Origin of the sequence: Hartmannibacter diazotrophicus (assembly GCF_900231165.1) — a bacterium.
GTDB classification, from domain to species: Bacteria; Pseudomonadota; Alphaproteobacteria; order Rhizobiales; family Pleomorphomonadaceae; genus Hartmannibacter; species Hartmannibacter diazotrophicus.
The window spans coordinates 209164-221506 of the sequence record NZ_LT960614.1; the positions used below are offsets into that span (position 1 = coordinate 209164).

Annotated in this window: 14 protein-coding genes; 2 read left to right on the forward strand and 12 right to left on the reverse strand. The window is 63.9% G+C overall.

Annotated elements, in window-relative coordinates; translation table 11 throughout:
- Nucleotides 1–211 precede the first annotated feature (211 nt).
- Entirely contained in the window at nucleotides 212–640 is a 429-nt protein-coding gene (locus HDIA_RS00915) for an Hsp20 family protein (protein ID WP_099558627.1), read from the forward strand.
- A gap of 320 nt (nucleotides 641–960) precedes the next feature.
- Complete coding sequence (locus HDIA_RS00920) at nucleotides 961–1242, forward strand: BQ00720 family protein (protein WP_425432916.1); 282 nt, start codon at nucleotides 961–963, stop codon at nucleotides 1240–1242.
- 145 nt (nucleotides 1243–1387) lie between these two features.
- On the opposite strand, the gene ptsN is transcribed toward HDIA_RS00920, so the two are convergent.
- The 12 genes from ptsN to sdhD all read right to left on the reverse strand — a co-directional run bounded on the left by ptsN (nucleotide 1388) and on the right by sdhD (nucleotide 12340).
- On the reverse strand, nucleotides 1388–1852 hold the full coding sequence (ptsN, locus tag HDIA_RS00925) for a PTS IIA-like nitrogen regulatory protein PtsN (RefSeq protein WP_099553530.1): 465 nt from the start codon (nucleotides 1850–1852) through the stop codon (nucleotides 1388–1390).
- Between the two features lie 129 nt (nucleotides 1853–1981).
- Nucleotides 1982–2566: a ribosome hibernation-promoting factor, HPF/YfiA family gene (gene hpf / locus HDIA_RS00930; RefSeq protein WP_099553532.1), complete on the reverse strand. Its 585-nt coding sequence runs from the start codon at nucleotides 2564–2566 to the stop codon at nucleotides 1982–1984.
- Between the two features lie 332 nt (nucleotides 2567–2898).
- A complete protein-coding gene (rpoN, locus tag HDIA_RS00935) occupies nucleotides 2899–4419 on the reverse strand; it encodes an RNA polymerase factor sigma-54 (protein WP_099553534.1) in 1521 nt (506 codons plus the stop codon).
- A 76-nt stretch (nucleotides 4420–4495) separates the two neighbouring features.
- Nucleotides 4496–5254 carry an LPS export ABC transporter ATP-binding protein gene (gene lptB, locus HDIA_RS00940; protein ID WP_245884329.1) on the reverse strand — a complete coding sequence of 253 codons (759 nt, stop codon included), beginning with the start codon at nucleotides 5252–5254 and terminating at the stop codon, nucleotides 4496–4498.
- 463 nt (nucleotides 5255–5717) lie between these two features.
- Entirely contained in the window at nucleotides 5718–6293 is a 576-nt protein-coding gene (locus HDIA_RS00945; protein WP_157775124.1) for an LptA/OstA family protein, read from the reverse strand.
- Nucleotides 6277–6987, reverse strand: coding sequence for an LPS export ABC transporter periplasmic protein LptC (gene lptC, locus HDIA_RS00950; RefSeq protein ID WP_099553539.1), 711 nt, complete (start codon nucleotides 6985–6987; stop codon nucleotides 6277–6279). Before lptC ends, HDIA_RS00945 begins: the two co-directional genes overlap by 17 nt.
- A 196-nt stretch (nucleotides 6988–7183) precedes the next feature.
- Entirely contained in the window at nucleotides 7184–7798 is a 615-nt protein-coding gene (locus tag HDIA_RS00955; protein ID WP_099558628.1) for a ribonuclease D, read from the reverse strand.
- A 135-nt stretch (nucleotides 7799–7933) separates the two neighbouring features.
- Nucleotides 7934–8485: a sigma-70 family RNA polymerase sigma factor gene (locus tag HDIA_RS00960; RefSeq protein WP_157775127.1), complete on the reverse strand. Its 552-nt coding sequence runs from the start codon at nucleotides 8483–8485 to the stop codon at nucleotides 7934–7936.
- A 143-nt stretch (nucleotides 8486–8628) separates the two neighbouring features.
- On the reverse strand, nucleotides 8629–9108 hold the full coding sequence (locus tag HDIA_RS00965; protein WP_099553543.1) for a class I SAM-dependent methyltransferase: 480 nt from the start codon (nucleotides 9106–9108) through the stop codon (nucleotides 8629–8631).
- A 37-nt stretch (nucleotides 9109–9145) separates the two neighbouring features.
- The gene (locus tag HDIA_RS00970) at nucleotides 9146–9928 is read right to left on the reverse strand and encodes a succinate dehydrogenase iron-sulfur subunit (RefSeq protein ID WP_099553545.1); all 783 of its coding nucleotides are present in this window, start codon (nucleotides 9926–9928) and stop codon (nucleotides 9146–9148) included.
- Between the two features lie 148 nt (nucleotides 9929–10076).
- Nucleotides 10077–11948, reverse strand: coding sequence for a succinate dehydrogenase flavoprotein subunit (gene sdhA / locus HDIA_RS00975; RefSeq protein ID WP_099553547.1), 1872 nt, complete (start codon nucleotides 11946–11948; stop codon nucleotides 10077–10079).
- A gap of 5 nt (nucleotides 11949–11953) precedes the next feature.
- Nucleotides 11954–12340: a succinate dehydrogenase, hydrophobic membrane anchor protein gene (gene sdhD, locus HDIA_RS00980; RefSeq protein WP_099553549.1), complete on the reverse strand. Its 387-nt coding sequence runs from the start codon at nucleotides 12338–12340 to the stop codon at nucleotides 11954–11956.
- Between the last annotated feature and the right edge of the window lie 3 nt (nucleotides 12341–12343).

The following is a 12343-nucleotide window of genomic DNA, read 5'->3' on the forward strand; positions in this document are numbered from 1 at the left end:
TTCTCCGCTGGCGGCGGGTGAGAAAATTTTTCCTCTTTCGGCACCGTGGCCTGGAGAGGCCCGATCGGGCCGGCAAGTCATGGTCGGTCCTCGCATCACGCGATCTTGAAGGCGCACCCAGGCATTGCCATATGTAGGTCGCGGTCTTCATGGCCGAAGGGTGCCGCTATGGGCCCGCTGTTCAAGGTCGCTGATAGGCGGGGCTTTGGCGATGACACGGATGACGACGTTTTCCAGTCCATTTCTTCTGGGCTTCGACGAGATCGAGCGTGCGCTCGACCGGGTGACCCGGGCGACCAACGATGGCTATCCGCCCTACAACATCGAACGCATTGCCGCGACCGGGACGACCGGCGAGGTCATCCGCATCACGCTCGCGGTGGCCGGCTTCACGCGCGACCAGCTCGACGTGTCGGTGGAGGACAACCAGCTCCTGATCCGTGGCCGTCAGGTCGACGACAAGGAGCGCGAATACCTGCATCGCGGAATTGCCGCACGGCAGTTCCAGCGCAGCTTCGTTCTTGCCGAAGGCATCGAGATTCTTCGCGCGGACCTGCGTGACGGCCTCTTGTCGATCGATCTGACCCGCCCTCAGCCGGAACGGCAGACGCGCAGGATCAAGATCAACGCCGTCGAATAGAACTTTCCCTGGTTGTTGGCGGACAGTTGCTTTCGAACGGCAAGGCCTTGCCGAAAGGCCCTCTGCGTCCCATCTGAATAAGGACGATGAAAGACCGCGGGAACGTGGTTCGTCTTTCAAGGAACAGGCAATTCGAAAGATCCTGTTCAGCACTTCGGCGCATGCTGATCCACAAGCCCGGCGATTATCCTGAAGAATCATTGCCGGAAAGCTGCCGGGGAGAAGGCGATCCCCTGTGTCCGTTTCCGCGTGTGCGGGTTGGTGTGAATCAGGCCGAAATTCGGATGGTTCCGAAGCCAATGCCGGAAAGGAGTTGAACCATGTCTGATCGTGAACGTGTTGAGAATTTGACCGATGATCACGCTGGGAAGATGCCGGACGAGGTCTTCGCGGCGCTGGGCGACGGTGTTGTCGCCTATGTCCGGCAGATGACGTCCGATGACGTCAGCGCGGCCTTCCCCAATGCGCCGCGCCTGGCTCCCGGCCTGTCGCTGTGGGCCCTGTTGTCGGCCGACGGGACGCCGATCCTGATCTCGGACGACCATGATGCCGTGATCGCCAACGCCATGAAGCATGAGCTGGTGACGGTCAGCGTGCACTGAGGCATCGCGCCGGAAGGCGCAGCCGGGCTCCTGCGGGAGAGCACTACAGACAAATGGCGGGCCGCGATGAGCGGGCCGCCTTTTTTTGTGTCTCGGCCCGAAAGGGCATCGGCCATTTGTAGGGAAATTGGCTCTGGAGAGACCGTCAGGCCGCGTTGGAGGCGATCGGCTGGGTCAGGAGCTCGTAGATCTTGGATGCGTCCGTTGTGGAGCGCATCTTGCCCGCGATATCCGGATCGCGCAGGACACGGGCAATGCGGGCAAGCGCCTTCAGGTGATCTGCGCCCGCCGATTCGGGCGCGAGCAGCAGGAACATCAGGTCGACCGGCTCGTCGTCCAGCGCGTCGAAGTCGATCGGCTTGTCGAGGCGCGCGAAGACGCCGACGAGCTTGTCCAGATTGACCAGCTTTCCGTGGGGGATGGCAACGCCGTGCCCGACGCCCGTGGATCCCAGGCGCTCGCGCTGCAGCAACGTGTCGAAAATTTCGCGCTCGGGCCGTCCTGTGACAGCGGCGGCCTTGGCGGCCATCTCCTGCAGCGCTTGCTTCTTCGAGTTCGCCTTCAGATGCGGAAGGACTCCGTCAACCGTCAGAAGGTCGCTCAAATCCATGATGCATATCCCGCTCGCGGGCACACGCCCGGTCAGTTCGGTGACCGGGCCGGCGCCCGCTTCTTGGTTTCGTCAGAACCAGCAGGTTCGGAGAGGACTCACTGCGACTACTCTATGCACGAAGCGAGTCTAACCGGAAGCCTGCATCTCATTCAATGACGGATCTACCCACCCGATATTTCCATCCTGGCGACGGTAGACCACATTGATGGCCCCTGAAGCGGCATTCTTGAACACCAGGACGACCTGCCCGGTCAAGTCCAGTTCCATCACCGCCATGCCGACGGTGGCCGTCCGGATGCGCTGGGTGGTCTCGGCGACGACGACCGGCGCGAAATCGTCGGGCATCTCGTCGTCGTCTTCCGGGGTGGCCAGCACGTAGGACTGCGCCTCGATGGCGTCGGTCCTGTCCTCGCCGTGATCGTGGCTCTTGAGCTTGCGCTTGTAGCGTCGCAGGCGCTTGCCGATGCGTTCGGCCGCCTGGTCCGTCGCGGCATAGACGTCATGCGCGCGGCCGTGCGACTGCAGCACGATGCCCGTGTCGAGATGGATGTTGCAGTCGGTCGTGTATCCGGAGCCTTCCTTTTCTACGACAACGTTGCCGTTGTAGCCGCCATCGAAATATTTGCCCAAGGCCTCGGACATCTGCGCTTCGATATGCTCGCGCAGTGCCTGGCCAATGTCGACTTGTTTTCCGGATATGCGCAGTTTCATCGGTGAAACCCCCGACTAGCGTTGTTTGTTATCGAAGCCGTTGCCGGCCCGAGGAGACCATTGCGAGAGGTGTCCTTCACTAGAGATAAAGCGCTGAAGCCGCCGATACCATAGCATGGATCAAATTCATGGCCCTTGCTCTACGGTCGGGCGGCGCATGGGGCGCCTTGCCGCTAGAATCTCCTTGAAAAGCAGGCATTTGGCCTGTTCGTCGTCGGTGCGCTTCGCGGAATTGTTCCTGAGCCGACTTGTCTTTGCCTTAACAGCGTCTTGGCGTTTCTGTGGCGAAAGCGCCTTGTTCACCAATCAGGACGCTCCGATGCCCGCCCGTCTCAGGCCAGCATGGCCTGTTTCTGGCGCCGCCGCTGGACCGAGGAGGCAATTCGCATCGCCTCGCGGTATTTCGCCACCGTGCGGCGGGCGATGTCGACGCCGGAGTCCTTGAGCGCCTTGACGATGGCGTCGTCCGAGAGAATGTCGTTCGGGTCCTCGGCGTCGATCATCTGCTTGATCTTGTGGCGCACGGACTCGGCGCTGTGCGCATCCCCGCCCTCGGACGAGGCGATCGACGAGGTGAAGAAGTATTTCAGCTCGAAGATGCCCCGGCTCGTTGCCATGTATTTGTTCGACGTGACGCGGCTGACCGTCGATTCGTGCATCCCGATGACCTCGGCCACCATGCGCAGGTTCAACGGCCTCAGATACTCGACGCCATAGGTCAGGAAGGCATCCTGCTGGCGCACGATCTCGCTGGAGACCTTGAGGATGGTCCGGGCGCGCTGGTCGAGGCTCTTCACCAGCCAGTTGGCCGTCTGCAGGCACTCCGACAGATAGGCCTTTTCCGTGTCGTCCCGGGCCGTCTTGGAGACCGCCGCGTAATAGGACTGGTTGACCAGCACGCGGGGCAGCGTCTCGCTGTTGAGCTCCACAGTCCAACCGCCGTCGCTGGCCGGCGTGACGATGACATCCGGCACCACCGGCTGGACGACCGTGTGGCCGAAGGCATTGCCGGGCTTGGGATTGAGGGCGAGGATCTCGTGGATCATTTCGGTGAGATCCTCGTCGTCGACCTTGCACAGACGGCGAAGCTGGGGAAGGTCGCGCCGGGCAAGCAGCTCGATATTGTCGAGCAGCGCCGCCATCGCCGGATCGAAGCGGTTCTTTTCCTTGAGCTGCAGCGCGAGGCATTCGGCAAGATTGCGCGCGCAGATGCCGGCGGGCTCGAAGGACTGAAGGATGCTGACGACCTGTTCGATCACATCGACGGACACGCCCAGCCGCTCGGCGACCTGGTCGGCCTCGATGCGCAGGTAACCCGCCTCGTCGACGGCATCGATGAGGTCCTGGCCGATCAGGCGCAGGATCGGATCGGCAACGGCCAGCACGAGTTGCTCGGAAAGATGATCGTGCAGCGACAACTCGCCGGCTACGAAGGCCTCGAGATTGTAGTCCTCGCCGCTGGACGAACCGCCGCCCGACCAGCTTTCGCCGGCAAGGGCGCCCGCGTCGAGTTCGGTGCCGCGCTCCGTCGGGCCGTCCTCGGGAAAGACATTGTCGATTTCGGTGTCGAGGGCGTTGTTGACGCTCTCCCCGGAGGGGGCACCGTCGGTGGTCAGCCAGTCGGCGGATTCAGCGGCCGGGCTGGCTGCGATTTCGGCCCGGTCGTCGAGCTCGTTCGCGGCCGAATCCTGCGCTTCGGAGCTCTCCAGAAGCGGGTTGCGCTCCAGTTCGCTGTCAACGTAGCTGAGCAGATCCATGTTCGACAATTGAAGCAGCTTGATCGCCTGCATCAACTGCGGGGTCATCACCAGAGATTGGCTTTGTCTGAATTCTAGACGTGCCGAAAGCGCCATGGATGCCCCGTGTGCCGAAAATGGTCCGTTTCTTGCTTTTCCGTTTCTAATTTATGGCACTGTCGAGACGAAAAGGTCAAAGAGTAAATTGCTCGCCGAGGTAAACGCGCCGCGCGTCGGGGTCGGCGATGATGTCGTCGGGGCGGCCTTCGATCAGCACCGTGCCGCCGTAGAGGATATAGGCGCGGTCGATGAGTCCCAGCGTTTCCCGAACGTTATGGTCGGTGATGAGGACGCCGATGCCACGGGCTGTCAGGTGCCGGACGAGTTCCTGGATGTCGCGCACGGCGATGGGATCGACGCCGGCAAACGGTTCGTCGAGCAGCATGAAGGAGGGGCGGCTGGCAAGTGCCCGCGCGATTTCGACACGCCGGCGCTCGCCGCCTGACAGGGCGATCGCGGGCTGGTCGGCCAGATGCGTCAGCGAGAATTCCGAAAGCAGTTCCTCAAGGTCGCTCTCGCGCACGGAGCGCTTGCGCTCGACGAGTTCGAGGACGGCGCGAATGTTGCCGGCAACAGTCAGGCCCCGGAAGATCGAGGCTTCCTGCGGCAGATAGCCGATGCCGAGCCGGGCGCGCCGGTACATCGGGAAGGGCGTGATGTCGTGGCCGTCGAGGCTGATCTGGCCTCTGTCCGGGGGGATGATGCCGGTGATCATGTAGAAGACGGTCGTCTTGCCGGCGCCGTTGGGGCCGAGCAGACCGACGGCCTCGCCGCGCCGCAAGGACAGGCTGACGTCCCGCACCACCTGGCGCTTGCGATAGCTCTTGGCAAGGTTTGAGATGACCAGGTCGCCTGGGCTGTCGCTGCGGGCCTCGGTCTTGCCCGTTGTCATGGATGCCGTAGACGACGTCACAACCTGCTGTCTCCAACTGTTTCTCTGTCTCAGACCGGGCCGCATGCGACCCGGCGTGGACGCCGATCGGTCAACCCGGCCCTTTTGGCGCGGGACGGACCTATCCGCCATCCGAAGCGGCATCGGCCCCTTGCCCGGCGATTGCCGCAGTATTGAATAAAATGCAGAAAATTGCTTGCCGTCCGATGAACAAACCGGCCTGACAGCCGGTTTCCTCAAATTCCGTCCGTGAGATGGGGCGCCGCCGGCCCGAAAGCAAGGCATCGCGGCCAGCCTTCGCGCTGCCTGCCGCCTGCCGCCCTTCGGCTCACGCTGTTTCCGGGTGTGGCTGTTCTGCCGTCCTGCCGTCAATCCGGGAAGGACGGGAATTGGTTCCCGTCCGGACTTGCATCTGGACAGGAGGCCGAAGCATTTCCCCGGTGCGGAGAAGACCGGAGACGCTCTAGTTCGTCTTGCCGGAGCTTTCCAGGCTCTTCGGTTCGATCAGCATCTGGACGCGGCCGCCCGCCATCGTGGCCTGGCTCGTGGCGATGTCGATCACCAGCTTGGGGCCGCGGATCACGTTCTGGCCCTGCGTCAGGACGACATTTCCGGTCACGGTGATGGTGCGGCCGATGGTGTCGAAGACGGCCTCGTTGCCGGACGCCGTCTGCGGTCCGCTGGTGACCAGGACATTGCCCGTGGCATGGATGCGGCTCACCTTCTGTGCGCCCTGTCCCATCTGGCCCTGGTAGTAGACGGTGAGCTTCTGGGACTTGAGGACAGTCTTGTTCTGGCGGGCGATCACGTTGCCGCTGAAGATCGCCATGCTGTCGGATTCCCGCACCTCCAGGGATTCAGCCTCGAACTGGATCGGGTCGCTGCTCTCCACGCCGAGCCCCTGAAAGGCGTCGGACATGGTGGCGGTTGCCTTGGCGTTGCTGTCTTCGGCGAATGCCGCCGACGGTGCGGCCACGAGGACCGACAACAGGACGCCGGCCAGAAGCCGGAGGCGAGCAAATTCAGTCGTTCCCCGCATTTGCAGGACTCCCTTCCTTGACTGGCGCTGTGTCCGTCGTGATGCCACTGATCGGGTCGCCGGACTTGAGCTCATTCGGATTGATGGTCATCTTGACGCCGTTGCCGAAATGCACGGCGCCGCCCTTCTGGTCGACGGACATGGTCTTGGCGGAAACGCTGCCGAGCGCGGACGAAAAGTCCACGGGCGCGTCGCTGTCCACCATGCCGGTCTTGAGGTCGATCGTGGCCTTCGAAAGGTCGGCCGTGTTGTTGTCGTTGGTGCGGATGCGGATGTCTTTTTGAAGATCCAGCGTATCCTGCCCGGAATCATAGACGCCGGTTCCTGCTTCGAAGGTCGCCCAGCTTCCGTCGGCCTGATGGATCGTCGCCTCGATTCCGAAGAGCTGGATCACCTTGGGATTGCTGAAATCCTGCAAGGCGCTCTTGGCCGTCACCTCGTAGGTGCGCCCCTTGCCGTCGCTGCCGGAAAGCTTCGGCGCGTCCATCTTCAGGCCGTTCGCCGAAATATCGAGCTTGCCGATGCCGAGACTGAAGTCGATGCGCGCGACAATGCCGGCGCCGATGACGCCAACCGCCACCAGGAGGCTCAGGAGGGGCAGCAGATAGCGCAGCCGTCGAACGCGGCGGCTGTGCCGGATCGCGCGTTCGAAATCGGCGATCCGCTGCTCGGTAGGAACATCTGTCAGAGCCATGGGAAGACGGCGTCAGTCCTCTGCTTCACAAAACCAAACGGCCCGCCCGATCCCCCCGCTGAGGAGCGTCCGGCAGGCCTTGCGGTCCCGTCTGGGAACGCGTCACGGCATAATATCCGCGACTGTCAACAATACGAGTCTAATATCAAATATTGAAATTAGTCTTGCGCTCCGCAAGGGAAGCCTCAAGTCACTTTCATGTGTGGGCGAAGATATCCGTCTCGTCCCATCCGGCGAGATCGAGTCTTGCCCTTGTCGGCAGGAAGTCGAAGCAGGCCTTTGCCATTTCCTGGCGGTCTTCGCGTGTCAGCATGAAGTCCAGCCGCTCGCGCAGCGCATGCAGGTTGAGCACGTCCGAGGCCGCGTATTGCAGTTGCGCTTCCGAAAGCGTCTGCGCGGCCCAGTCGGAACTTTGCTGCTGTTTGGAGATCTCGATGCCGAGCAGTTCGCGCGTGACGTCCTTGAGGCCGTGCCGGTCGGTATAGGTGCGCGTCAGCTTCGAGGCGATCTTGGTGCAGAAGACGGGGCTCGTCACCACCCCGAAGGTCTTCATCAGCACGGCGACGTCGAAGCGGGCGAAATGGAAGATCTTCTCGCGTTTCGGATCGGCGAGCAGGCGAACGAGGTTCGGGGCTTCCGTCTGGCCCCTTGCGATCTGGACGACGTCCGCCGTGCCATCGCCGGGGGAAAGCTGGACGACGCAGAGGCGGTCGCGGTGCGGATTGAGCCCAAGCGTCTCGGTATCGATGGCGATCGCGTCGCCGTAGTTGTCGAGATGGGGCAGGTCCCCGGCATGCAGTCGGATGGTCATGGGTCTGTCGTTGCTCGCAATGAAAAGCCGCGCCTTCGGGAAGAGGCAGAGGGTGATTCGGCTATCCATAACGCGGGCGCGGGCGCGGTGCGACCGGAAACATTGGCGGATGGGCAACAGGGAAAACGAAATCCGTCAGGATGTCGCGGCCAGAGCCTCGTCGCAGGCCTCATGCGCCTGACGCACGAGGCCGCAGATGCGCGCGGGCGACAGACCGAGGCGCTTGGCGATCTCCTTCTGGGGAACGCCCTCGATCCGGTGCAGCGTGAAGGCCGTGCGCGCGGTCTCCGGCAGGCCTGCGATCGCGCGCTCGACCGCCTTCAAGGCTTCGCATCCTTCCAGCGTCTTGTCGGGGCAGGCCGCGCAGGACGCCGCGCAGGCAAGGCCCTCGTCCTCGCCCGTGAACAGGCGGGTTTCGAAACCGCGCCGGCGCGCCCGGTCGATGGCGAGGTTGCGGACCATGCGCATGAGATAGGCTTCCGGCGTGCCGATCTCCTCGGCCGCCTCGCCCATCAGGACGCGCAGGGCAGCATCCTGGACGACGTCTTCCGCCAGGAACATGCAGCCGACATGCCGCCGCGCAATGGCGGTAAGTTGCGGCCGCAGCCGTTCCACCGTTGCGATGAGGTCGCGTGTAGAGCGGCGGGGCGTGGCAGCTTCTATGTCGGCGTGAGCGGCATGCGTCACGGGATCGTCTCCGGTTGAGTGTCCTTGGAAGATGCTCAACCGGTATATAACATGAATTTTTGAGTCAAGATATAATGCGGGCAGGTGTTGTGCTCTTGCGGCGAGCGGCGAGCGGCGAGCGGCGACAGGCGCAGGGCGGGTCGTCAGGCGCGGCGATAGAGGAAATAACGCCCATCGGGAATGCCGGCGGGCACGGGAAGTTCGACGAGAAGCGAGTGTGGGAGGGGCAGTCCGCTGACCGCAAGGCCGCCCGGCCGCAACACGCCGGCCATGGCATCGGGCAGCCAGGTCAGTGTCTCCGCGTCGAGGTCGTCGTGGCCGGTTCCGATGTCGGCATGAGCCATGGCCGCGTCCGACCCGACGAAGGCCCGGATCGTCTCCCGGATTTCGCCGAGGACCATATCCTCGGGATCGGGGGTCGATTGTGCAAAGGAATGCGCGTGCCGGTCGAAGGCGATGATCCGGCGTCCGGGAAATAGCTCCCGCAGATGATCGTAGGTACGCCCGTTGCCGAGCCCCAGTTCCAGGATGGGGCCGGGGACGCCCTTCAGGGCTTCGGCGAGGCTGTCGAGAATGTCGCGCTGGGCCGTAAGGCGCCGGATGACACTGTCGAGACGGCTCATGGCGCGGCGCGGGCTCCTGTCTGGCGGCTGATCCGGATCAGATGCGCCGCTCGACCATCATCTTCTTGATCTCGGCGATCGCCTTGGCCGGGTTGAGACCCTTCGGGCAGGCCTTGGAGCAGTTCATGATCGTGTGGCAGCGATAGAGCCGGAAGGGGTCTTCCAGATTGTCGAGCCGTTCGCCCGTCGCCTCGTCTCTGGAGTCGATCAGCCAGCGGTAGGCCTGCAGCAGGGCAGCCGGGCCGAGATAGCGGTCGCCGTTCCACCAGTAGCTCGGGCAGGAGGTCGAACAGCAGGCGCACAGGATGCACTCGTAGAGGCCGTCGAGCTTCTCGCGGTCGCCGTGGCTCTGGCGCCATTCGGTCTCCGGGGCCGGCGTCGTCGTCTTCAGCCAGGGCTCGATGGAGCGGTGCTGGGCGTAGAAGTTGGTCAGATCCGGAATGATGTCCTTGACCACCGGCATATGCGGCAGCGGATAGATCTTGATCGCGCCATCCGACACATCCGCCATGCCCTTGGTACAGGCGAGCGTGTTGGTGCCGTCGATGTTCATCGCGCAGGAGCCGCAGATGCCCTCGCGGCAGGACCGGCGGAAGGCGAGCGTCGGGTCGATCTTGTTCTTGATGTAGATGAGACCGTCGAGGATCATCGGGCCGCAGTCGTCGAGATCGACGAAATAGGTGTCGATGCGCGGGTTCGCCTCGTCGTCCGGATTCCAGCGATAGATCCGGTATTCGCGCAGGTTGGTCGCGCCTTCCGGCTTCGGCCAGACCTTGCCTTCGGTCATCTTCGAGTTCTTCGGAAGAGCCAGCTCAACCATCGTTACATCCCTTGATCGTCGTCGGGCTGCTCAGCGGCTCGTCGGACCGGATTGGCCGGGTCCAGACCGCGTGGCGTTCGCCCTTCGCAACGTTCACATCCCTACAAGGCGGGCCGGTCCTGCCGGCTCCGGCCTCTTGTTCCAGGCATCAGTAGACGCGCGCCTTGGGCGCGATCTTCTTCAGGTCGATGCCGCCTTCCTGATAGGTGGTCAGCGGCTCCAGGATCACCGGGCGGTAGTCGAGGCTGACCGTGCCGTCCTCGGCAACGCGCGAGAGCGTGTGCTTGCGCCAGTTCTCGTCGTCGCGCCCGCCGAGCGGACCGTCCTTGTAGTCCTCGCGGGCATGGGCGCCGCGGCTTTCCTTGCGGGCCTCCGCGCCATAAACCGTCGTGATCGCGTTGCAGAGAAGGTTCTGCAGTTCCAGCGTCTCGATGAGGTCGGTGTTCCAGATCAGCGAGCGGTCGTAGACCTTGAGGTCCTTCTGCTCGCCCCAGATCTCGGTGAGCCGCTTGCAGCCGCTCTCCAGGCTTTCCTGGGTGCGGAAGACGGCGGCGTCTTCCTGCATCGCACGCTGCATCTTGTCGCGCAGATCCGCGGTCGGGATCGTGCCGTTGAGATGGCGGGTGGCGTCGAAGCGCTCCATGATCTTTTCGCAGGACGCCTCGCTGACATCCGGCACCGTCGCCGTGCGGTCGATGATCTGGCCGGCGCGGATCGCCGCGGCGCGGCCGAAGACGACGAGGTCGATCAGCGAGTTGGAGCCGAGGCGGTTGGCGCCGTGCACGGAAGCGCAGCCCGCCTCGCCGACGGCCATCAGGCCGGGCTGGATGCGGTTCGGATCGCCCGGCGTCGGGTTCAGCGCCTCGCCCCAGTAGTTCGTCGGAATGCCGCCCATGTTGTAGTGGACGGTCGGCAGCACCGGGATCGGGTCTCGGGTGACATCGACGCCGGCGAAGATCTTCGCGCTCTCCGAAATGCCCGGCAGGCGCTCATGCAGAAGCGCCGGGTCGAGGTGGTCGAGATGCAGGAAGATGTGGTCCTTGTTCTTGCCGACGCCGCGACCCTCGCGGATCTCGATCGTCATGCAGCGCGAGACGACGTCGCGCGAGGCAAGGTCCTTGGCCGAGGGGGCATAGCGCTCCATGAAGCGCTCGCCCTCGGAGTTGACGAGATAGCCGCCCTCGCCGCGCGCACCTTCGGTGATGAGGCAGCCCGAGCCGTAGATGCCGGTCGGGTGGAACTGCACGAACTCCATGTCCTGCAGCGGCAGGCCCGCGCGGGCCACCATGCCGCCGCCGTCGCCGGTGCAGGTGTGGGCGGAGGTCGCAGAGAAATAGGTGCGCCCGTAGCCGCCGGTCGCCATGACGACCATCTTGGCGCGGAAGCGGTGGATGGTGCCGTCGTCGAGGTTCCACGCCATCACGCCCTGGACGACGCCGTCGTCCGACATGATGAGATCGAGCGCGAAATACTCGATGAAGAATTCCGCGTTGTTCTTCAGCGACTGGCCGTAGAGCGTGTGCAGGATGGCGTGGCCGGTCCGGTCGGCGGCCGCGCAGGTGCGCTGCACGGGCGGGCCCTCGCCGTAGTTCTGCATGTGGCCGCCGAAGGGGCGCTGGTAGATGCGCCCGTCCTCGGTGCGCGAGAAGGGCACGCCGTAGTGCTCCAGTTCGTAGACCGCCTTCGGGGCCTCACGGGCAAGATACTCCATGGCGTCGGTGTCGCCGAGCCAGTCGGACCCCTTCACCGTGTCGTACATGTGCCACTGCCAGCAGTCAGGCGTCATGTTCTGCAACGAGGCGGCGATGCCGCCCTGCGCCGCGACGGTGTGCGAGCGGGTCGGGAAGACCTTGGTGATGCAGGCGGTGCGCAGGCCCTGCTCGGCCATGCCGAGCGTGGCGCGCAGGCCGGCGCCGCCCGCGCCCACCACCACCACGTCGAAGGCGTGGTCGACGTAAGGGTAGGCGCGACCGCCGACGTTGAAGGTCTTGGCGCCGGCGCCGATGCTGGCTGCTGCCATTGTTCTTAGCCTCCGAAGCCGATCTTCAGGATCGAGAACACCAGCGCCAGTCCGACGAAGACGGAAAAGAAGGTGTTGCCGATCAGGGCGAGGATCTTCAGACCCTCCGAATGAACGTAGTCCTCGATGATCACCTGCATGCCGAGGCGCATGTGAATGACGCCGGAGAGCACGACGAGGAGCATGACGATCGCGTTGAGCGGGTGATGCAGGGCCGAGACGAGCGCGTCGTAACCGCCGCCCTGCACCGAGATCACGAAGATCACGAAATAGATGAGCAGCGGCACGTTGGCGACGGCGGTGAGCCGCTGGTGCCAGAAGTGCATCGTGCCGTCCTTGGCGGAGCCAAGGCCACGGACGCGGCCGAGCGGCGTGCGGATATCTGCCTTCATGGG